Below are 20602 nucleotides of genomic sequence, written 5' to 3' on the forward strand. Positions count from 1 at the left end.
GCGCGGGCAAATTGCATTTCAGAGCGTGTAAATTAGAATGCACTGGTGCAGTTTGAGGAGTAGGCCGATGGCCCGTGTGTTTCGCCGGAGCAGTCCGGGACGATTTTTCAAAGCCCTAACCGTTGCAGCCGCACTGACCGTGGCCATGGTGACCGCGCCGGTGTCCCATGCACAGGGACCGGCCTCGGTTGCAGATCTGGCTGAAAACCTTGCAGATGCGGTGGTCAACATCTCGACCGCGCAGAATGTGAGTGGTCAACGGGCATTGCCATTGCCGCAGGTTCCGGAAGGCTCGCCCTTTCAGGAGTTTTTCGAAGAGTTTTTTAATAACCAGCAGCCAGACGCTGACCGGCCGCGCCGGGTGCAGTCCCTTGGGTCAGGTTTTGTCATTGACGGCATTGAAGGCATCATCGTTACCAACAATCACGTGATTGAAGGGGCTGACGAGATTACCGTCAACTTCAATGATGGCACGAAGCTCAGCGCTGATCTGATTGGTACAGACGAAAAGACGGACCTAGCTGTTCTGAAAGTGACGCCGCACAAGGAGCTTGATGCGGTCAACTTTGGCAGCTCTGATAATCTTCGCGTCGGCGATTGGGTGATGGCGATTGGCAACCCTTTCGGCCTTGGCGGTACGGTGACCGTAGGCATCGTTTCCGCGCGCAATCGTGACATAAACGCCGGCCCTTATGACAATTTCATTCAAACCGACGCAAGTATCAACAGAGGCAACTCAGGTGGTCCGCTGTTCAACATGGATGGTCAGGTTGTCGGCATAAATACGGCAATTTTCTCCCCGTCAGGTGGTTCTATCGGCATTGGCTTTGCCATTCCAGCGGACACGGCTACACGCGTTATTGGCCAGCTCAGAGAGTTTGGTGAGACACGTCGCGGTTGGCTTGGCGTCCGTATTCAGGAAGTAACTGATGAAATTGCTGAGGGCTTGGGCATGGACCGGGCGCGCGGGGCGTTGGTTGCTGGCGTGACTGAAGACGGACCTGCGAACCTATCTGGTATCGAGCCCGGTGATGTTATCCTCTCTTTCAATGGTCGTCCGGTTCCCGAAATGCGGGACCTACCGCGCATGGTGGCAAACACGACTATTGGAGCCACTGTGCCAGTGATCATTCTGCGCCGGGGCGAAGAAGTTGCAATGGATGTCACCCTTGGCAAACTGGAGGAAATGGCCAGCATCGCACAAGCTGAAGCAGTTGAGGATGGCGATGAGGTGCCGCAAGACAAGGCTGTGGTTCTTGGATTGACACTTGCCACCATCAATGAAGAGCTGCGGGAGCAGTTCACATTGAGCGCGGAGGTAAAGGGCGTTGTGGTCGTGAACGTGGAAGCGGGCAGCGCTGCAGAGGACAAGCGGATTCGCCCGGGCGATGTGCTGGTCGAGGTGGCGCAAGAGCCTGTGAACAGCCCGGCCGATGTTCAGGCCGAAGTGCAGAAACTGCGCGATGAAGATCGACGTTCAGCCTTGCTGTTATTATCGAACGGGGCGGGTGAACTTCGCTTTGTGGCGGTCCGTATCGACGCCAACTAGTTCCCCACAAACCTTGTGAAAAAGCCGCCCAGTGGGCGGCTTTTTTGCTAGTCGGTTACAAACTCTTCCGCCTTGTAACCCTGAATGTAGAGCAGGGCGGTCAAGTCCGAGTGGTCTATGCGCATGTCAGCTTGTGCTGCTACTGCGGGCTTTGCATAGAATGCCGCGCCGATGCCAGCGCGCTCCAGCATGGCGAGGTCGTTGGCACCATCGCCCACCGCGATCACATCATCGGGCTCGATCTTCTTCTCGCTTAGCAGCTCGTTCAGGCGGTCCAGCTTGGCCTGCTTGCCGAGGATTGGCATTTGCACTGTGCCGGTAAGCTTTCCGGCTTCCTCAAGAAGGGTGTTGGCGCGGTTTTCGTCAAAGCCAATTTTCTCGGCGATCTTGGAGGTGAAGACTGTGAACCCGCCTGAAACCAGGGCGGCATACCCAAGGTTTGCTTTCATGGTCTGGACCAGCGTCCGTCCCCCGGGCGTCAAGGTAATGCGCTCGGCTATGACCTTGTCCACGACGGAGCTGTCGAGCCCTTTGAGCAGGGCAACGCGTTCCTGCAGGGCGGGTTCAAACTCGATTTCTCCCCGCATGGCCCGTTCCGTAATAGCGGCGATCGTGTCCTTCAGGCCCAGCTCCGCAGCCAGTTCGTCAATGCACTCCTGACCGATCATGGTTGAATCCATGTCAGCAATAAGCAGGCGTTTTCGTCGGTTGGTCGCAGGCTGAACGAACAAATCCACCGGCGTTTCACCAAGGGCTGAGCGCAGTGTATCTGTTGCCTCTGAGACCGAAAGGGCTTGCGTTGTGAAGATATCCGCTGCAATACCCGGGTTGAGCCATTCATGACGCGTCTCGCCCGGCACAAGGGCGGCGAGTTTTTCAATCAGCGCGTCATCTACTGCAGGATTTGCTGGACTGGATATGAGCGTAACAACAAAGGACATAAGCAGCTCTCAAAATTTGGGGACCGACGGGAAACAGGAAAAGCCCGTAGCAGTGTTGATAGCGGGCCCCACCGCCAGCGGCAAGACGGCATTGTCCATTGACCTCGCAAAAGAACTCAACGGTTTGATCGTAAATGCAGATTCCATGCAGATTTACCGAGATCTGGAGATCTTGAGCGCGCGCCCGTCGCGGGAAGAAGTGGCGGAAGCGCCGCATCATCTATTCGGGTATGTTCCTCTAGATGAACCGTATAGCGTTATGCGCTGGCATGAGGATTTTAAAAAGGTCTTCAATGCAGCACGGGCAGAAAACCGTCCAGTGATCGTGGTGGGCGGCACTGGATTGTACTTCAAGGCATTGACTGAAGGCTTCTCTCTTATGCCCGATATCCCTGAAGACATTCGGGGAAAGTGGCGGGCTTTGGGCGAGGCGAGTGATGGCGCCGCCCTTCATGGCATCCTTCAAGAGAGGGACAGTGTGATGGCGGAGCGTTTGCGCCCTTCTGATCGCCAGCGTGTTGTGCGTGCGCTAGAGGTGCTGGAAGGAACGGGAAAGTCGCTAAGCTATTGGCAGCAAAGCAGGTCTGAGCCTTTGGTTCCTACGGGGCGGGCCATCTGTGTGGTGCTGGATCCTGATCGCGCTGCCCTGCATGAGCGCATTCATCGCCGGTTTGACATGATGGTCGAACAAGGAGCGATTGGGGAGGCCACCACAATTGCCGAAATGCAGTTGGATCCGGGGCTGACCAGTTTGAGAGCCATTGGCTTGTCGCAGTTGGCAGCGGCGTCTGAGGGGGAGCTGTCTCTTGAGGAGGCTATTGAAAAAGCCAAAACCGAAACAAGGCGATACGCTAAGCGTCAGACCACCTTCTTTCGCGGGCAGCTCAGCGGTTGGGAAAGGCTCGATCCGCTGGATGAGGACGCGGTGCGCGCGTTCCGAAATAGGACGGTTTCGGCATTTTCTTGACCGGAGAATGTGGCGATTGGGGCAGGGTTTAGAGAGTCAAGAAAAAAACTTTACGATTACTGTCAAAATTAGCGAATATTCTTGGTGACAGACGCGAATAAGTTGAGTAAATAATGCCCTCTCTTCTGAGGGTTATGTGGCCTAACCCGTTGATATTGCAGTATATTGTAAGCTTTTGAGCTAAGAGTTACAGATGCGGCGGAGCTGAAGCTCCAGATATTGGGCTGGCGTTGTTTAAGAACTGCGCCGGCCCAATTCGTTTGAGCCTGCCACGCCACCTTACCTTAAAGTAATCATAGTCTCGGCCATATTTCATCGCATTCGGAAAGTACCTCTTACGCCGTCGCCGGGGCACCTTCTGCATCCCCCCCAACGCCTCGGTGATGCACCAGTAGAGACTGCCACAGAAGCGGTCCAACTGAAGCCAAAGGAGGCATGCACATGGTGAGTATGAACAGTCTCGAAACCAAACGGTTGAGAGCTCGGACTTTCGCCAAGCAGGATCTAACTGAACTTCAGGAATTACATCGAGATCCGGAAGTTAACCGGTATCTCTTCCCTAAAGGACCATGGGATAGCGAAACTTGTAGGGTGAAGCTGTCTGAGTTCATGAATCAGCAAAAGAAATACGGTTTCGGCATCTGGCGCCTTGAGACACATGGCGGGCAGTTTGTCGGTTGGGCAGGTTTTGCGCTCTTCGAAGAAACCGCAGAAGTGGAGCTTCAATACGCCTTCAGACAGCCCCTGTGGGGCATTGGGCTTGGCACCGAGGTGACTCAGGCTCTGACAGAATGGTTTTTTGAAAACACCTATTTTACGCATCTCATTGCCCGGGTGCACCCGGACAACCTTCCGGTCAAGCTCGTCTTGATGCGCGAAGGCCTTCACTTCCGCGAGACGCGGACAGTGGCGGGAGAGCCGCAAGAAATCTATCAGGTCCTTAGTCCGGCCTGCCAGAGATTGGCGCTGTCAGCTTAACCCCCGCCTGACAGTCGAAAAAATAAAACCCCGCCGTTGGTTTGGCGGGGTTTCGTGTTTTAGCAGACTCGGAATGGTCCTTGGTTGTTGACTAGCTGGCAATGGCATCGTCGACATTGACAATACGCTGTGAGCGGATGGCCAGTTTGTTGAGGGCCGATACATAGGCACGAGCTGAGGCAACCAGTGTGTCGGTATCTGCGCCCTTGCCAGTTGCGATCTTTCCGCTGTCCTCAAGGCGCACTGACACCTCTGCCTGCGCGTCGGTACCTTCAGTCACTGCATTCACCTGATAGAGCTGCAGAGTGGCCTCGTGCGGCCAGATCGCCTTGATGGCGTTGAAGGTGGCATCTACAGGGCCATCCCCCGTGGCTTCGCGGGTTTCATGGCGCCCGTCGATGTCCATGGTCAGAATGGCCTTCTGTGGGCCTCCTGTGCCTGCAATCACCGTCAATGCAATCACCTTCACGGTCTCGCCCTGAATGGTGATTTCATCCTCGACCAACGCTTCAATGTCTTCGTCGTAGACGTTCTTCTTGCGGTCAGCCAGCTCCTTGAAGCGGCGGAACGCCTCCTGGAAGGCATTGTCGCCCAAGTCATAGCCCAGTTCCACCAGCTTGTCCTTAAAGGCATGGCGGCCAGAGTGTTTGCCCATCACCAGCGAGGTTGCGCGAACACCCACGTCTTCAGGACGCATGATTTCGTAGGTCTCTGCGTTCTTCAGCATGCCGTCCTGATGAATGCCGCTTTCGTGCGCAAAGGCGTTCTTGCCAACGATGGCTTTGTTGTACTGAACCGGGAAGGAGGAGACGGCGGAAACCAGCTTGGAAGCGCGGGTCAGATAGACAGGGTCTACCTTGCTGGCATATGGCAGAATGTCGTTTCGAGTGCGCACTGCCATGACAATTTCTTCCAGCGCCGCATTGCCTGCACGTTCACCCAGTCCGTTGATCGTACACTCGATCTGACGAGCACCGCCCGTAACACCGGCCAGCGAGTTGGCAACAGCCAGTCCCAAATCGTTGTGACAATGAACGGAGAAGACGGCTTTGTCTGAGTTCGGCACGTTGGCACGGATCTGTTCGAACATCTCCCGATATTCTTGCGGTACGGCGTAGCCCACGGTGTCTGGCAAGTTGATGGTGGTGGCACCTGCCGCAATTGCAGCTTCCACGCAGCGGCTCAGATACTCGATCGGAGTGCGTGTTGCATCCATTGCTGACCATTCCACGTCATCAATCAGGTTGCGAGCCTGCGCAACGGTGCGTTGAATGATCTCCAGCACTTCGTCTTCAGTTTTGTTCATCTGATGCTGCAAATGAATCGGCGACGTAGAGACGAAGGTGTGAATGCGGCCGCGTTCGGCATTGCGAACGGCCTCACCAGCTCGATCGATATCGGCGGAGATAGCCCGCGCCAGACCCGCAATCACAGCGTTTTTGGAGCGTCTTGCAATTTCCGATACGGCTTCAAAGTCGCCGTTGGACGCAATCGGGAAACCTGCTTCGATGATGTCGACACCCATGGTGTCCAGCAGTTCGGCGACCTGCAGCTTCTCTTCCAAGGTCATGGAAGCGCCCGGCGACTGCTCGCCATCACGCAGGGTTGTATCGAAAATTACCACTTGGTCGTTAGATGCAGCTGACATTCCGTGTGTCCTTCACTCAGCCCCTTTAAGGGTGCCCTCTGGTGGTCCTGCCTGTTTTGATTGAGTTTTGCGCGTCAGGGGACCGAAAAATTGATCTTCTTGTGGTGACATGTTCCCCTAAGTGCCCGCCCAGATACGGGGCTGCCGACGCTCAGGGGCATCTAAGTAGAAGAAGATCCATAGCTAGAAGGCCGGCGCGGAGGTTCGCGTCGTTGGTAGCAATCAGATTGTCGCGTGTTGCGATCATCTCTGGTCGTGTGCCTTCTAATTTGGTTGCGCCTTGGCGGCGCAGGTCATTACTGCCTGATGGTCTTGCCAGCTTGGTGACAACACTTAAAACAGTGGTAGCTGATCCTGCGCCCTGTGACAAGATGAAGCTTTGATGGCTTTAAAGTGAGTTTTGCTCAAGAGAACTCCCAACCAAGCTCATGGGTTGTGTTTTTTACCTAAAAGAACAGCTCACCCCGCCCGGTCAGAACCGCTTGTCCGCCAATACGTTGCGCTCTGATTTGCCCGTTCTCCACGTCGATCTCCAGGTCAATGTGAGAGGGGCGGTTCATGAAGAAACCCTGCTCGACTGTGAGTTGGTGGGTGCCATCCAACGGCTCATCGAAAGCCTGAATAACGCCGCCAAAAGCTGCGACAGCCGATCCGGTTGCCGCATCTTCCCAAACCGATGTGTCGTTGATGAACATACGCGCTTGAAAGGAAGAATCAGCTCCTTGCGTTTCGCGGCAGTAGACGTAAATCGCATTGTGGTCTGGGGAGCCGAAGGCGTCTTTCCAGAGTGCCCTGTTCGGCTTAACGGTGCTCAGCACAGCCAGATCGCGCACCGGAACGAATGCATAGTGAACACCTGCGCTCATGGTGGAGGGGCGATGGTTTTCAAATCCGATTTCGGTTGTATCTATGCCAAGGCAGCTGGCGATCAGATCTGTCTCGCCAATCGGTAAGGAAGGGGCCGGGAGCTTGGGCACATCGAACTCTGCAAAGCCAGCAGCGCCCTGTTTAAGCACGACGCCGCAGCGCAAGAGCCCGATTTCTTCTTCCAATACCACGACGGCATCCTGCTCCGGGGCGTCGGTGCCAAACCGTTCTGTCGCCAACAGAACAGCGGTTCCAACGGTCGGGTGGCCAGCAAACGGCAGTTCACCGAAGGGTGTGAAAATGCGCAGCTTGGCCGAGTGGGCGGGATTGGCCGGTGGCAGCACGAACACTGTTTCGGAGAGATTGAACTCCTTGGCAATGGCCTGCATCTGCTGATCACCAAGGTCCTCGCTGTCCAGAACAACGGCCAACTGGTTTCCCTGCAAAGGCGTGTTCGTGAAGACGTCCAGAAGTGCGTAGCGACGTTTCATGGAAATTTTCTCCAAGGACTCAAAGGTTTCGCTCAAGGCTCGGCTAACAGGTTAAGCAGGACAGGGACCTTTTTGCCAGTGCTGATTTAGTTGGAACCGTTAGAAAGCAACTTGGCAACGATGCTGACTGCGTAGGGAGGGATATCATGCGGGGCAAGGTCTGGCATTGATCGCACGATGATGACATCGTCCAGCTCTGGAAACTCAAGGGCTTTATTGTGTGCAAGGATTGCCGAGCGCATCTCTTGGGCGGACATGGGAACGAAGTATTCCTGGGCGACACACACCCGTGGTCCGTCTTCGATCAGAAACAGACGGCCTGTTTCTGCGCGGTCTGGATGTATGCCGGTTTCCTCCAGCATCTCACGCCGGATGGAACCGAGCACATCAATCGTGCCATCGGTCTTGATGTCTTGTTCATCCAAGTTGCCACCGGGAAAATACACCTGACCACCTGTGGAGGTGTGCGACGCCATTTGGCCAAGTATCACAGTGCCATCTGCGGCGCGCAGAGTGGCGCACCCAAACATGTTCTTCACGTTGATGTCCGGGTACCCCCAATCCCGCCACGCCATGAAACTGGCATACTGGCAGCGGGAGAGAACTGCAGAAAGGACACCGTTTTCCGCCTTGAGATTGACAGCCTTGAGAACTGTACCGTTCCACGATTTGGGCTTTGCGGCGATAAGTTTCTGCCAGTGCGCGGCGATCTCCGCTTTATGGGCTGCTTCAAAGCCCCATGGCTTGTCATTGAGCTTTAGATCAAGAGCTTCGAGCGCCACTACCTGCGGCGTCACTGGCCGCTCCATGAAGTGAAGCTCGCCGCCGTTTTTGAAGGCACTTTGGGCCGTGCGCGTGGTGAGGAAACCGCGGGCGGCGTAAAACCCGACTGCATTGGGGTCTGATTTCAGTTTGATTGTTTTGGCGCGTGCCATTTTGGCGTCTTCAAGGATCACCTCAAAAAGCCATGAGCCGATACCCTGTCGCTTCAAGTCCGGTTCCACGAAGAGGTGATCCAGAGTGTAGTCACCATTCTCTTCCAGTTTCCCGGTTGCAAAACCAAGGATCTGTTCGCCTCTTTTGGCGATGAACGCCCTGCCATCCGCGGTGTCTTCTATGCCGATGGCCCAGTTCGCGCGGAAAAGCGCCATGTCTTCAGTCTCATAGCCCCACGATGCTTTCGAGCGATGCATGAGCGCTGTGAGGCGATCGGTGTCTGCAGCGGTTGCTCTTTGAATATGGGGATGCATGAGACCTCAGCGTCCGATAGAATTTCTCGACATGGCTTTGACTATAATTAACGCATGGACCAGATATTAAGTGGCAGCGTTCGTCGTCCCCTGAAAAGAGCTGTGGTGAACAATATAAGGCACCTAAAACGGTCACATTTGCCCGAAAAGGAGAGGCCTTCAAGAATTACAGGGACGCAGTTTTCATGTTGGCTAACCGTGCTTCGCTAGATTGCTCAATGAGTTGGCCGCATGTTACGGTAATGTTCGATACTCCGGCAGCTACGGCTGGTTAGGCACTAGAGCCCATGCGTTTGGCTTTGAAACTCGTATCTGCAGTTTTGTTTCCCACGGCGGTGATTGCGGCTAAAGCCTCAGCTTCCGAGGCAGATGTTCCTTTGGCTGAGCCCAAGGCTTTTGAGCAGCCAGCCCCGGCGGAGTTGGGTGTAAGGCTTCAGATGCTGGGCCAAGAGCTGCAGGAGAAGACCGGGATTGCGCTGTCAGAGAACGCACGGATCTTCCGCCTGCAAAGCGAAGCGGAGGCTGGCAACGCGGAAGCGGTGTTCCAGTTGGGGCTTGCCTATGAAACAGGACGAGGTGTCGATCAGGATTACATCAAGGCCTATGCGCTCTACAAGCAGGCGCGGGATATGGGCATAACCGCAGCATTGACCAATCTCGCAGGCATTTTGAAATCCGGTCCAGCCTCCATGCAGGATCTGGAACTGGCTCATGAGCTGTTTCAAGAGGCGGCAAACCTTGGTGACTATTGGGCGCAGAACAATCTGGGCCTGATGTACCTTAACGGCGAGGGCGTGGAGAAAAATCCAGAGCTGGCCCTTCGCTGGATCACCGAAGCGCACAATGCAGGCCTTGCTCAGGCAACGGCCAATCTTGCGGGGTTTTATCGGCAGGGGCTTGGCACAAAGCCAGACCACGAGAAGGCCCGGTTTCTTTATGAGGAAGCCGCGCGGCGCGGCGCTGCAGAAGCGCATTTGCCTCTTGGTGAGATGTATGAGTTCGGTGAGGGCGGGCCTGCTGACCTGCAACAAGCCATTCAGCACTACCAAATGGCGGCAGATGCAGGGGATGCGCTAGGCTTGCACTATGTGGGCACGCTCTATGAAGAAGGAGCGGGCCTGCCGCAAAACCTGAACATGGCTGCCCGCTACTACCGCCGTGCAGCGGATCGCGGTTTGGCGCAGTCACAGTATACCCTCGGACGGCTTTACCTTAATGGCGCTGGTGTTGACCAAGACCCCGAGGAGGCAATCAAACTCTATCAGGCGGCGGCTGATCAAGGGTTCGGTCAAGCGCTCAATGATCTGGGTGTGCTTTATGAGACCGGGCAGTTCGTGCCGCAAGACACAGCACGGGCGATTGCCTACTATGAGGCTGCGAGCGAGACCTTTCCGTTCGCACTGACCAATCTCGGCCTTGCTTACATCAGCGGTGCAGGTGTGAAGCAGGATGTTGATCGGGCGCTGAGGTATTTCGAGCAAGCTGCAGAGCGTGGTGAGCCGCAAGGCGAGGTGTTCCTTGGGAAGATCTACCTAGAAGGGTTCGCCGTTCAGCAAGATGGCGAGAAGGCAATCTCCTACCTCAAGTCGGCGGCTTTGAAGGGCGATCCCGAGGCGTTTCATCTGCTTGCCTGGTGCTATGAGACCGGTACCTTCCTCAACAAAGACCTAGAAAAGGCCCTGGAGCTATACAAGCTGGCAGCGGATGCGGGTTTCCCGGCCGCCTTTGAGGCCGTTGAGCGCTTGAGCCAGTAGACCATGGCTTGGGGCCGTTTGAGCAGCTCGTCATTATGCGTTCCTTGCCCTCTGTCCCATCGCTATCAACCCGCCTTGTCCAAGGGCACTGGTGTAACCATGGGGAACCAGAAGTCGAAAGTGTCCAGCATGTCGAGCAGGGCTTTCAATGGGGCGGGGTCGCCCTGAATTTGGAGGGTTCCGTCTTCAATTGCCTTCTCGAATGTGGTTTCACCCAGAAGGACGTTGTTCAGGTCGCTTCGGTTCAGGGTGATCGTGGCTGCAGCATCTGGTGCGTGGTGGCCTTCGATGTGATTGAGAGTGGCATTCTGTAGCTCCAGCACGTAAGTCTGGTTGGTGTCTGCAAAGACCCAGTTGAGCTTGAACTCCTTGGCTCCGGCCTTCTTGTAGTTCAGCCGCATGGCCACATAGTCGAACAACAGGTCCAGATCCATGGCGCGGACGGTATCCGGACTGGCGGTGGTGGGTGCCGGGAGTTCTTTTACGCCGATTCGCAGTTCCTGTGCTCCGGTAAGGTAAAAATTGCGCCAAGGTCCGGATTCAGCCTGATAGCCCATTTGCTCCAGCGCGTCTGCCTGAAGGTTCTTGGCCTCTTGATTGTCTGGTTCTGCGAAGACCAGGTGGTTCACGACCTCCGCCACCCAGCGATAGTCACCCTCCTCATAGCTTTCGCGGGCTTTTTGGAGCAGGGCATCTGGGCCCCCCATGAACTCCACATAGCGCTTTGCCGCGTCTCTTTCGGTGTGTTTGTGCAAGCTGGCCGGGTTGCCATCAAACCAGCCCAGATAGTGCACGTATGTGGATTTTATGTTGTGATTGCTGGTTCCATAGTATCCGCGCGCGGACCAGTTGTTCCTCAGTCCGCTAGGCATCTCGATCATCTCTGCGATCTCGGTCTTGTGGAAGCCGTGATTCAAGAGGCGGAGCGGTTGGTCGTTGATGAAGCGGTACAAATTGCGTTGTCCACGCAGGTGCTCCAGGACGCGATCATTCCCTTTGAGGGGCCAGTGGTGCGGGGCAAACAGCACCTCAACCCGGTTGCCGTACTCATAAATGGTTTCATTGATGTACTTTGACCAAGCGAGAGGATCGCGGATCTTGGCACCGCGCAGGGAATAGGTGTTGTGCAGTGTATGGACGGCATCTTCTGCAGTGCAAAGCGCCCTGAGTTGGGAAATGTAGAAGAACATTTCTGAGGGCGCTTCCGAGTTTGGTGCCATAAGAAAACGGAGGGTCAGGCCATCAATCTGTCTGGTTTCACCTGTCTTGGTGATGACATCAGTCGGCGGAATAAGCGTTATGGTGCCGGTGGACGTGGTCGGGCCAAGGCCTGCGCCCACTTGACCCTGTGGGCCATACGGCAAGAGATTTCCATACATGTAACTGGCACGGCGGCTCATGGCATTTCCCGCCATGACGTTTTCGGCGATGGCGTGCTCCAGGAAACCTTCCGGGGCGTAGATCTTCACGGTGCCATTGGTCACGTCCGCTTCGTCAACAACGCCGCGCACCCCGCCATAGTGGTCCACGTGGCTGTGGGTGTAGATGACAGCGATCACCGGTTTGCGTGGCCGGTGTTCATAGTAGAAATCCAGGGCATATCTGGCCGTCTCCTGCGAAATCAGCGGATCGACAACGATAATGCCGGTGTCTCCTTCAATGAAAGTGATGTTGGAAAGGTCTGCAGCGCGGACCTGATAAATGCGGTTTGAGACTTGGAAAAGGCCGCTGATTGTAACCAGTTGAGATTGTCGCCATAAGCTTGGGTTCACGGTGTCCGGTGCGACCGACCCTTGCATGATGAAATCAAATTTTTGGAGGTCGTATACCACCTCTCCATTCGCGTTCTTCACCACGCCATTGTTAGGTAGTGGCGCTATGAAGCCTTCCCTTGCCTCCGAAAAACTTCTCGTATCGTTGAACGGCAGGGTTTGAAGCAGGCGTTCATAGTACTCACGGGTTTCTGGGGAAGGTGCGTTGGGCTGCGCGGGTGCAGTAGAGACGGAGAGTGGCAGCGCCAAGCAGAGCAACAGGGCATGAGAAAAACGGCGCATGAGGTTTGAGCCTCCATTTGTTTTTCTCGAAAGCTAGACGGCGGGGGGGAAGAGTCAATCAAGAGCTTAGTTGAAATGGCGAGTGCAGTTAATGAAAGCATAGCCGCAGACCAGGTTATCTTTCCTCATAGGCCTGTGGGGTCTTCAGGTCGAGCCGACGTTCAGGATCTGCGATGTCTTTGAAACCGAACTGACGATAGAGACCCTGGGCGTCGTCAGTGATGAGGGAGAGGCGCCTCAGATCCTTAAGGTCGGGGTGCGAAACGACGGCTTCAATCAGCTTTTTCGAAATGCCCTGGCCCCGATGCGCTGGCAGCACGAAGACATCTGCCAGATAACCAAAGGTGGCGTAGTCGGTGATCACACGAGCAAACCCTACTTGTTCGCCGCCAGATGCATAGGCTCCGAAACACAGGGAGTTTTCAATGGATCTGGCTACAATTGCCTGTGGTATGCCTTTGGCCCAGTAGGAAACCTCGGAGAGGAAGTGGTGAATGCAATAAAGGTCCAGACGGGACTTGTCCGAAGAGATCTCATACATGGATGGCTGCTCAGGGCTTGGTTGGCGAGATTTTTAACTTGTAGGCGGTGAGCATTGCTCAGTTCCATGGCAAGCTCAAGTGTTCAGATTGCCTGCAAGGGGCACTGAACCAAAAACAGCCCGGCAAAAGCCGAGCTGTTTCTGAAACTGAGAGTTTGTTGCAAAGATTAGTTCTTGGCTTTGTCCACCAGCTTGCCAGCAGAGATCCAAGGCATCATTTCGCGGAGCTTGGCGCCAACTTCTTCAATTGGGTGCTCGTCGTTCAGGCGGCGGGTTGCCTTGAACTTGGCAGCGCCTGCCTTGTATTCCTGAATCCACTGAGAGGTGAAGGTGCCGTTCTGGATTTCTTCAAGAACGCGCTTCATCTCAGCCTTGGTTTCTGACGTGATGATGCGTGGACCGGTCTGATACTCACCCCATTCTGCAGTGTTGGAGATGGAGTAGTTCATGTTGGCGATGCCGCCTTCGTAGATCAGGTCAACGATCAGCTTCACTTCATGCAGACACTCGAAATAGGCCATTTCTGGCGCGTAACCTGCTTCGGTAAGGGTCTCAAAGCCCGCACGGATCAGCTCGACCAGACCACCGCACAGAACTGCCTGCTCACCGAACAGGTCGGTTTCACACTCTTCACGGAAGGTGGTTTCGATGATGCCTGAGCGGCCGCCACCAACGCCTGAGGCGTAGGCCAGACCGAGATCCTTGGCGTTGCCAGTCGCGTCCTGATGAACAGCGATGAGGCACGGCACACCGCCGCCCTTGACGTATTCGCCGCGTACCGTGTGGCCTGGACCCTTTGGTGCAACCATCAGAACGTCAACGGAGGACTTTGGCTCGATCAGACCGAAGTGAACATTCAGGCCGTGGGCGAAGGCAATCGCTGCGCCATCGCGGATGTTGCCCGCAATTTCTTCCTTGTAGATGTCGGCCTGCAGCTCATCTGGGGTCGCCATCATCATCAAGTCGGCTTCTTTTGCGGCCTCTGCAACGGTCTTGCAGGTGAAGCCATCTGCTTCAGCCTTCAGGCGCGTGGTAGAGCCTTCGCGCAGAGCGATCACGATGCCCTGTACGCCGCTGTCCTTGAGGTTCATGGCGTGAGCACGGCCCTGAGAACCGTAGCCAATGATGGCAACTTTTTTGGCTTTGAGCAGGTTGATGTCTGCATCACGATCGTAATAGACGCGCATGGTTTTCCCCTTCTGGTTGGCAAGGCCGTTTCTGGCCTGCCGTTTATTCGGTTGAAGCTGCATAGAGCTTCATGAAGTCGTCTACAGCCTGTTTTCCGGCTGCGGCGTAGTCTTGTTCTGCTTTCTTGAGCTGGTCGCCCAGAAGCAGACGAACATGTAAATCCTTCAGCACAAGGCCGTAGAGCACATCGTAGGCACTGCCAGCATCACTCTGTTTCAGGTACCCTTGCGCCATGGCTTCTTTAAGGAGGAGGGTGGTCTGGGCGCCGATGCGTCCCCGTCCTCTCTTGAGCAGTAGTTGGCCAAGCGTGGCATCTCCGCGGCTGGCTTGCCCAATGGCCAGACGATTGAGCGCCAATGAGACGTCGCTCGAAATCACCTGAAGCAAGTTTTCTGCGAACTGATAGAGCTCGCGAATGAGTGTTTCCCGCGAAAACGGGCCGTTAAGAGCCTCCGGGGCGCGCACTTTGCTGGCTTGGCGCGCCACAATGGCTGTGAGCAATCCGTCCCGATCACCGAACCACTTGTAAAGGCTCTCCTTCGAACAACCTGCAGCGCGGGCAATGGCGGCGGTTGTCAGGGCCTTCTCACCACCTTCTACAAGCAGCTGCAAAGCACAATCCAGCACGGCCTTTTGGCGATCGGTAAACGCCTCTGGGGTCAGATTTGTATCCTGATCACTCAAAATTTCAGGTCCAGACTGTGTTGGTTCACGGGGGTGTTGACCTTGAAGCACCGAGACATGGACCAGCCAAATCGCTTTGCTCAAAATCAGTACCGTACGGTACGGTTCTTGGTATATACCCGCACCCGTTGGTGGTCAAGCGGAAACTTCATGAGGAGGTTCATCATGGTGGCCGGATCAGTGGCAGCTCCAGCAGTGTTTGAAATTTTCTCAAATCGGTTAGCGTGCTGATTTGATGGGAAATTGGTATTAATTTCAATGCACTAGTAAATCTCGGGTAAGTTGGATTTTGGTTCTATTGCCGTATGTGTGTTGAGCAATTCATGGTCTTTTCGCCAACATTTTGGAGGGACTATGTCAATATTTGAATACAAGGGCCAGGACGCGACGGCACTGGTTGGAGATGCATTGGATCTCATGAGCTATAGCTATCATGGACTCTCGGATGCTCTGGGTGTTGCCTATCAGCAAACCGGGTTCTCGCTGGCGACTGCGTGGAAGGCGCTGTTCTTGGAAGGCGAAGATGCTGGTCTCCTGACAGGAGAGAGCGAGCAAGCAGCACGAGACAAGATCGAGAGCAAGGGGTGGACGGTTCTGACCCCTGAGGCGCTTGGCTTTGATGGTGCGACGATTGACCGGAATGGCACGTTTCAGGGAGAGACGTTCAAGTTCAAGAATGCGCAGGCGGACGTTCTGGCCAAGTACGATGACGCAGGCAATGTCATTCAGGTTGGCCTGGCGTTTCGCGGGACAACGGGGACCATCGACAATATTGTGACGGATACGATTGGGGATGTGATCGATTACCTCGAGTTCCTCAAGAGTGAGCCGCATTATGTCGAAGAGGCTTTTGGTGGCCTGCTTGCCTCGCTGAAGAGCTTTATGGAAGCCAATGGTCTGGAGGCTGAGGACCTCGTTGTGACAGGACATTCGCTTGGCGGCGGTGCTGTCACCAACATGGCGGAGCAGAGCGACGGGTTTCTAGACGGTTTCTTTGTTGGAGCCAATTATCTCGGCTTTGCCTCCCACTATGCGCCGGAAGATGGCAGTTCGGTGCTTGATAGCGGCGCGGAGATTTTCAGTATTGATATAGAAAACGATCCTGTCCCCTCCGTGATTTCTGAGAGGGGTGTCGATATCACTGGCAATGATACGGACTACGAATATGACACCAGCAACATTGTGCTGTTCAACGATCTCTACGACACGCCGCTGTATTGGGATGGCGGAAACATCTTGAACCTCACCACGTGGTCGGCGCATCTGCCGTTCGCCTACGAGACGGTCGTGGAGGCTTTGCAGGCTTCTCAGTTCAGCGGAGAGATGGATCGCGACAGCCTGGTGATCATCTCTGGCCTCTCGGAGCGGCGGAAAGGCGACACGTGGGTTGAGGACATCAGTATTCCATTGGACACCACGGGGCACTATGGCGATAGCGCCTACATTCTCGGGTCGGCGACAGATGATCTTCTTAGAGGAAACAGATCGGACGACACTCTGGAAGGTTTTTCGGGTGACGACTTCCTGAAAGGTGAGGGCGGTAATGACCGCTTACTGGGCGGCGATGGGAACGACCGGCTGGAAGGCGGGAACGGCAATGACGTTCTGTTTGATGGCGCGGGCACGGATGTGCTGATCGGCGGCAATGGCGCCGATACCTTCGTTTTCGCAAAGGATGGTGCAACGGATGTGATTGAGTTCTTCAATGCGTCTGAGGACGTCATTGATCTCAGCGATGCAGGGATCACTTCTCTATCCGAGGTGGAGCTTATCCAGGGTTCTCTTTGGGATGCGGTCACCGTTCGATATGGGGCCGAGGAAATCAAGGTATCTGGAACCTTGCTGATGGCGTCGCAGTTCAGCGATGGCAACTTCCTGTTTGCATAATAGCTCAAGCCTTCTCAACGGAACCTGCGGCGCGGATGCGCCGCAGGTGTGCACCGGTTCTACTTCGGCTCGTTCATGAGGCCCTTCAACAGGGCAAAGCAGGCCAACAAGAGCAGGATGGCGAAGGGGAAGCCCGTTGAGACGGCCATGGCTTGAAGCGCCCCAAGGCCCCCACCCAACAGCAGCGTAATGGCTACCAAACCTTCAAATATGCACCAGAATACCCGCTGGGAGACGGGGGCGTTCACCTTGCCGCCTGCTGTAATGGTGTCGATGACCAGCGAGCCTGAGTCCGAAGAGGTCACGAAGAACACGATCACCAGCACGATGCCGATGAAAGATGTGATCTGAACCAGCGGCAGCTCAGCAAGCATGGTGAACAGCTTGAGTTCCAGTGGTGCGTCCTTAACTGCGAGATAGCCGTCATTCAGGATCTGAGAAAGGGCTGTGCCGCCAAATGCTGTCATCCATAGCACGCAGACCGTGGATGGGATGAGGAGCACGCAGACCACAAACTCTCGAACCGTGCGCCCCCGGCTGACGCGCGCAATGAACATGCCGACGAAAGGTGACCAGCTAATCCACCAAGCCCAGTAGAACGCAGTCCAGCCTTGGCGGAAATTGTCATCCTCTCGGCCAAAGGGGTTGGAAAGGCTCGGTAGATACTCGATGTATGCGGCCAAGTTCTTGAAGAACCCTGTCGCAAGTACCAGTGTCGGCCCGACGAAGATGACGAAGAACATGAGCAACGCTGCAAGCAACATGTTCATCTCGGAAAGGCGCTTTACGCCGCCATCAAGGCCGGCCAGGACCGAGATCAAAGCAACTGCTGTGATCGCAACGATCAAGGTGATCTTCGAGGTGTCTGTTACCGGAATGCCAAACAGGAACTCCAGTCCCGCGTTGGCTTGCTCTGCGCCAAAGCCCAACGAGGTTGCAAGTCCGAACAAAGTGGCGAAAACCGCAAGGATATCAATAATATGCCCCGGCCAACCCCAAACGCGTTCTCCCAGTAGTGGGTAGAAAATGGACCGCATGGTTAGCGGAAGCCCCTTGTTGAAGCTGAAAATTGCCAAAGACAAAGCAACGATCGCGTAGATCGCCCAAGGATGAAGGCCCCAGTGAAAAATGGTGGCCGCCATTCCAAGGCGGATCGCTTCCTCGTTTGTGACTGCAGCGCCCAGAGGGGCCCAATCTGTTCGCACACCACCTTCAACAACGGTGCCACCGATGGAGGACGCGTAGTGCGATATGGGCTCTGATACACCAAAGAACATCAACCCAATACCCATGCCGGCTGCAAACAGCATGGCAAACCAACCGGTGTAGCCGTAGTCAGGGGTTGCCTCTTTCCCTCCGATACGGACATTGCCGAGAGGCGTGATGACCAAGGCAAAACATAAAATGACGAATACGTTGGCGGCGCTCAGAAAGAACCAATCAAATGTGGAGGTCAGGTAAGTTCGCAGGTCATTGAAAAGGGGCTCTACGCTTGTTCTGAGCGTCAGTGTGATCACAACAAAGGTTGCAATGGTCATGCCAGAGATCAGGAAGACAGGGTTGTGAACATCCAAGCCCAGAGGGCCGACCTGTGCGGTAATGTTGTCCTGGCCAACCTCGTATTCCGTATCGATGATGTCTGCGGCACCTTCCGGTTCCGGAATTGCCAGCTCTTCGGGTTGTTCTGACATAGCTTGCCTCCGTATTATCTGATGACCATGACCGAGATGTTGGCTCTGGATGCGACGGTGCCGCCATGGGATGCCCAAAACCGGTCTGCGAAGGTTGGGACATGGGATGCGATGACAATCAGGTCAGCGCCCAACTTCACTGAGGCCTCCACCAATGTTTCGTTGAGGTCTGTCGCGGGGTCGTGGCTTGCGAAAGTTCTTGGCTCTGTTTCGATCCCATGCAGGTCCGCTTGCTTGGCGGCGAACGCCTCCAGTTTGTGCTGAAACTCTGCGGGGTTGTGGGCCACAGCTGTGGGTGTGGCTTCTGTCACACCAACGTAGAGCACCTTCGCGTTGTAGGTCTTTGCCAGCTTTCCTGAAACATCGAGTGCTTTGTCAAGAATTTCTTGATGTGCAAGGTCAACAGGAACCATAATTTTTTTGAACATGATACCTCCCGAGATCCAATTTATTTCAAAAAACAAGCGCAGTACTTAAAGGAGTAGTCTGTCACTGTCTGAAATTATAGCACGTATCTAGGGAATGTGATCCGTTCCGAGTATATTATTATAAAATAATTTGCAGTTGGAGGCCATTACATCAATGAATCTATAAAGTTATCTCTGCGTCAGAAAATGAAAAAGCCGAGGCTGGGCCTCGGCTCTTACTGCAATCTTGCTTTGTGATGATTTGTTATAATCAATCAATTTCCTTCAGGGCGCGCCGGAAGCGGTTGACGCTCTCTTTGAAGCCGTAGATCAGGGAATCTGCAACAAAGCCATGGCCAATAGACATCTCGGTGATGTAGGGCGCGCGGGCAATGAGGGCAGGGATGTTGTCAACGGTAAGGTCATGGCCAGCGTTGACATCAAGGCCCAGATCGCGGGCTGCTTCTGCCGTTGCAATCACCTTGTCGAGTTCAGCTTCTGCCGCCACCTTGTCGCCGTAACAGGCACCATAAGGGCCCGTGTAAATTTCAATGCGCTCGGTGCCGACTTCCTTGGCAAGAGCCGGTTGGGATGGATCGGGGTCCACAAACAAAGAGGTGCGAACGCCCCAGCTCTTGGCCTTGGAGATCACGTCCTTCAACAGCTCAGCGTTTGCCTCAAAATCCCAGCCATGGTCTGAGGTGGTCTGGGTAGGGTCATCAGGAACATAAAGAACCTGCGCGGGGCGGTTCTTTTCGACCAGATCCAGGAACTCAGCGGATGGATAGCCTTCCAGGCACAGCTCTGCACTGGGAAAACTGGTGCGGATCAACTGAGTGATGTTTTCAACGTCTGTCTTACGGATGTGACGTTCGTCCGGGCGTGGATGAACGGTGATGCCCTTTGCGCCGGAAGTCAGCGCAATCCTTGCCATGTCTGTTACGCTTGGCCATGGAACATCGCGGCGGTTGCGCAGCACCGCCACAGCATTGACATTTACGGAAAGGCGGCTCGGAGTGCTCATTGGATTACCTGTTGTTTTTAGACAAAAAAGGCGACCGAGACGGACCGCGGTCGCCGAATCTGTTTTCCGGTGCAGGATCCTAATTCTAATAGGCCTGACTAGATAGTCCTTCTGGTCCTCTATTTAGGGCTGCAACGCCAGTCCGGGAAACTTCTACTAGGCCAAGTGGTCGCATGATGTCGATGAATTGTTCGATCTTGCTGCTCCGGCCTGTGATCTCAAAAACGAAGTGCTCGGTAGTGGCATCAATCACCGTCGCCTTGAAGGCTTCACTAAGGCGCAGGGCCTCCAGCCGCTTTTCACCAGAGCCAGTCACTTTCACGAGCGCGAGTTCTCGTTCCAGCGGCTTGTCCTGTTTGAAGCGACGTGCTGCAACTGTCAGGTCTCGCACACGGTGAACGGGAACAAGCCGGTCAAGCTGATGGCGTATTTGCTCGATGATCTGCGGTGTACCTGTTGTCACGATGGTAACGCGAGACAGGTGACGTTCGTGCTCGGTTTCTGACACGCTGAGCGAGTCGATATTGTAGCCGCGACCGGAAAACAGGCCAATGACACGGGCGAGTACGCCCGGTTCGTTGTCCACGATAACGGACAGAGTATGGGTTTCTTGTGTGTCGCTGACTTCAGCTAGGAAGTAGGCCGATAGGGCGTCTGGATTTTGTGCGTTCATGGTTCTCT

The 20602-nt window shown here is 54.9% G+C and carries 17 protein-coding genes; 5 read left to right on the forward strand and 12 right to left on the reverse strand.

The genetic code is table 11. The features are described from left to right. The first annotated feature begins 67 nt into the window (after nt 1-67). Entirely contained in the window at nt 68-1549 is a 1482-nt protein-coding gene (locus tag Q3Y58_RS10875; RefSeq protein ID WP_319622234.1) for a Do family serine endopeptidase, read from the forward strand. 47 nt (nt 1550-1596) lie between these two features. On the opposite strand, the gene serB is transcribed toward Q3Y58_RS10875, so the two are convergent. Continuing rightward, nucleotides 1597-2490: a phosphoserine phosphatase SerB gene (gene serB, locus Q3Y58_RS10880; protein WP_319622235.1), complete on the reverse strand. Its 894-nt coding sequence runs from the start codon at nt 2488-2490 to the stop codon at nt 1597-1599. Between serB and miaA the strand changes: the two genes are divergently transcribed. Together miaA and Q3Y58_RS10890 are read left to right on the forward strand one after the other, a co-directional pair. Continuing rightward, complete coding sequence (gene miaA / locus Q3Y58_RS10885; RefSeq protein ID WP_319622236.1) at nt 2468-3457, forward strand: tRNA (adenosine(37)-N6)-dimethylallyltransferase MiaA; 990 nt, start codon at nt 2468-2470, stop codon at nt 3455-3457. The two genes, serB and miaA, sit on opposite strands and share 23 nt — an antisense overlap. A gap of 450 nt (nt 3458-3907) precedes the next feature. Continuing rightward, the gene (locus tag Q3Y58_RS10890) at nt 3908-4435 is read left to right on the forward strand and encodes a GNAT family N-acetyltransferase (RefSeq protein ID WP_319622323.1); all 528 of its coding nucleotides are present in this window, start codon (nt 3908-3910) and stop codon (nt 4433-4435) included. Nucleotides 4436-4526: 91 nt separating this feature from the next. Here the strand turns inward: Q3Y58_RS10890 and Q3Y58_RS10895 are convergent, their stop codons facing one another. The 3 genes from Q3Y58_RS10895 to Q3Y58_RS10905 form a co-directional block, all read right to left on the reverse strand. Next, nucleotides 4527-6083: a 2-isopropylmalate synthase gene (locus Q3Y58_RS10895; RefSeq protein WP_319622237.1), complete on the reverse strand. Its 1557-nt coding sequence runs from the start codon at nt 6081-6083 to the stop codon at nt 4527-4529. Between the two features lie 446 nt (nt 6084-6529). Beyond that, on the reverse strand, nt 6530-7441 hold the full coding sequence (locus tag Q3Y58_RS10900; protein WP_319622238.1) for a PhzF family phenazine biosynthesis protein: 912 nt from the start codon (nt 7439-7441) through the stop codon (nt 6530-6532). 86 nt (nt 7442-7527) lie between these two features. Then, nucleotides 7528-8691 (reverse strand): GNAT family N-acetyltransferase, encoded by a 1164-nt coding sequence (locus Q3Y58_RS10905; RefSeq protein ID WP_319622239.1) that lies wholly within the window; start codon nt 8689-8691, stop codon nt 7528-7530. Nucleotides 8692-8978: 287 nt separating this feature from the next. On the opposite strand from Q3Y58_RS10905, the gene Q3Y58_RS10910 reads away from it, so the two are divergent. Further along, nucleotides 8979-10445: a tetratricopeptide repeat protein gene (locus Q3Y58_RS10910; protein WP_274218523.1), complete on the forward strand. Its 1467-nt coding sequence runs from the start codon at nt 8979-8981 to the stop codon at nt 10443-10445. A gap of 65 nt (nt 10446-10510) precedes the next feature. Here the strand turns inward: Q3Y58_RS10910 and Q3Y58_RS10915 are convergent, their stop codons facing one another. The 4 genes from Q3Y58_RS10915 to Q3Y58_RS10930 form a co-directional block, all read right to left on the reverse strand. Then, complete coding sequence (locus Q3Y58_RS10915; protein WP_319622240.1) at nt 10511-12499, reverse strand: alkyl/aryl-sulfatase; 1989 nt, start codon at nt 12497-12499, stop codon at nt 10511-10513. 115 nt (nt 12500-12614) lie between these two features. Further along, on the reverse strand, nt 12615-13040 hold the full coding sequence (locus Q3Y58_RS10920) for a GNAT family N-acetyltransferase (protein WP_319622241.1): 426 nt from the start codon (nt 13038-13040) through the stop codon (nt 12615-12617). Between the two features lie 167 nt (nt 13041-13207). Beyond that, nucleotides 13208-14290 carry a ketol-acid reductoisomerase gene (gene ilvC, locus Q3Y58_RS10925; RefSeq protein ID WP_337994500.1) on the reverse strand — a complete coding sequence of 361 codons (1083 nt, stop codon included), beginning with the start codon at nt 14288-14290 and terminating at the stop codon, nt 13208-13210. Next, entirely contained in the window at nt 14271-14912 is a 642-nt protein-coding gene (locus tag Q3Y58_RS10930) for a TetR/AcrR family transcriptional regulator (protein ID WP_319622242.1), read from the reverse strand. The genes ilvC and Q3Y58_RS10930 overlap by 20 nt, the downstream gene beginning before the upstream one ends. 354 nt (nt 14913-15266) lie before the next feature. On the opposite strand from Q3Y58_RS10930, the gene Q3Y58_RS10935 reads away from it, so the two are divergent. Further along, entirely contained in the window at nt 15267-16799 is a 1533-nt protein-coding gene (locus Q3Y58_RS10935) for a triacylglycerol lipase (RefSeq protein ID WP_319622243.1), read from the forward strand. 59 nt (nt 16800-16858) lie between these two features. Here Q3Y58_RS10935 and Q3Y58_RS10940 read toward each other — a convergent pair whose 3' ends face one another. The 4 genes from Q3Y58_RS10940 to ilvN form a co-directional block, all read right to left on the reverse strand. Beyond that, a complete protein-coding gene (locus Q3Y58_RS10940; RefSeq protein WP_319622244.1) occupies nt 16859-18490 on the reverse strand; it encodes a BCCT family transporter in 1632 nt (543 codons plus the stop codon). 14 nt (nt 18491-18504) lie between these two features. Next, nucleotides 18505-18918: a universal stress protein gene (locus tag Q3Y58_RS10945; RefSeq protein ID WP_319622245.1), complete on the reverse strand. Its 414-nt coding sequence runs from the start codon at nt 18916-18918 to the stop codon at nt 18505-18507. Nucleotides 18919-19168: 250 nt separating this feature from the next. Next, nucleotides 19169-19921: a pyridoxine 5'-phosphate synthase gene (locus tag Q3Y58_RS10950; RefSeq protein WP_319622246.1), complete on the reverse strand. Its 753-nt coding sequence runs from the start codon at nt 19919-19921 to the stop codon at nt 19169-19171. Nucleotides 19922-20006: 85 nt separating this feature from the next. Further along, the gene (gene ilvN, locus Q3Y58_RS10955) at nt 20007-20594 is read right to left on the reverse strand and encodes an acetolactate synthase small subunit (protein WP_274218532.1); all 588 of its coding nucleotides are present in this window, start codon (nt 20592-20594) and stop codon (nt 20007-20009) included. Nucleotides 20595-20602: the final 8 nt, after the last annotated feature.

It is taken from the genome of Nesiotobacter zosterae (genome assembly GCF_033843645.1).
GTDB classification, from domain to species: Bacteria; Pseudomonadota; Alphaproteobacteria; order Rhizobiales; family Stappiaceae; genus Pseudovibrio; species Pseudovibrio zosterae.

Excerpts from the sequence above, each read along its gene's own strand:
- Q3Y58_RS10875 (WP_319622234.1), top strand. The coding sequence starts at position 68 with ATGGCCCGTGTGTTTCGCCGGAGCAGTCCGGGACGATTTTTCAAAGCC.
- miaA (WP_319622236.1), top strand. The coding sequence starts at position 2,468 with ATGAGCGTAACAACAAAGGACATAAGCAGCTCTCAAAATTTGGGGACC.
- serB (WP_319622235.1), bottom strand. The coding sequence starts at position 2,490 with ATGTCCTTTGTTGTTACGCTCATATCCAGTCCAGCAAATCCTGCAGTA.
- Q3Y58_RS10890 (WP_319622323.1), top strand. The coding sequence starts at position 3,908 with ATGAACAGTCTCGAAACCAAACGGTTGAGAGCTCGGACTTTCGCCAAG.
- Q3Y58_RS10895 (WP_319622237.1), bottom strand. The coding sequence starts at position 6,083 with ATGTCAGCTGCATCTAACGACCAAGTGGTAATTTTCGATACAACCCTG.
- Q3Y58_RS10900 (WP_319622238.1), bottom strand. The coding sequence starts at position 7,441 with ATGAAACGTCGCTACGCACTTCTGGACGTCTTCACGAACACGCCTTTG.
- Q3Y58_RS10905 (WP_319622239.1), bottom strand. The coding sequence starts at position 8,691 with ATGCATCCCCATATTCAAAGAGCAACCGCTGCAGACACCGATCGCCTC.
- Q3Y58_RS10910 (WP_274218523.1), top strand. The coding sequence starts at position 8,979 with ATGCGTTTGGCTTTGAAACTCGTATCTGCAGTTTTGTTTCCCACGGCG.
- Q3Y58_RS10915 (WP_319622240.1), bottom strand. The coding sequence starts at position 12,499 with ATGCGCCGTTTTTCTCATGCCCTGTTGCTCTGCTTGGCGCTGCCACTC.
- Q3Y58_RS10920 (WP_319622241.1), bottom strand. The coding sequence starts at position 13,040 with ATGTATGAGATCTCTTCGGACAAGTCCCGTCTGGACCTTTATTGCATT.
- ilvC (WP_337994500.1), bottom strand. The coding sequence starts at position 14,290 with ATGCAGCTTCAACCGAATAAACGGCAGGCCAGAAACGGCCTTGCCAAC.
- Q3Y58_RS10935 (WP_319622243.1), top strand. The coding sequence starts at position 15,267 with ATGTCAATATTTGAATACAAGGGCCAGGACGCGACGGCACTGGTTGGA.
- Q3Y58_RS10940 (WP_319622244.1), bottom strand. The coding sequence starts at position 18,490 with ATGTCAGAACAACCCGAAGAGCTGGCAATTCCGGAACCGGAAGGTGCC.
- Q3Y58_RS10945 (WP_319622245.1), bottom strand. The coding sequence starts at position 18,918 with ATGTTCAAAAAAATTATGGTTCCTGTTGACCTTGCACATCAAGAAATT.
- Q3Y58_RS10950 (WP_319622246.1), bottom strand. The coding sequence starts at position 19,921 with ATGAGCACTCCGAGCCGCCTTTCCGTAAATGTCAATGCTGTGGCGGTG.
- ilvN (WP_274218532.1), bottom strand. The coding sequence starts at position 20,594 with ATGAACGCACAAAATCCAGACGCCCTATCGGCCTACTTCCTAGCTGAA.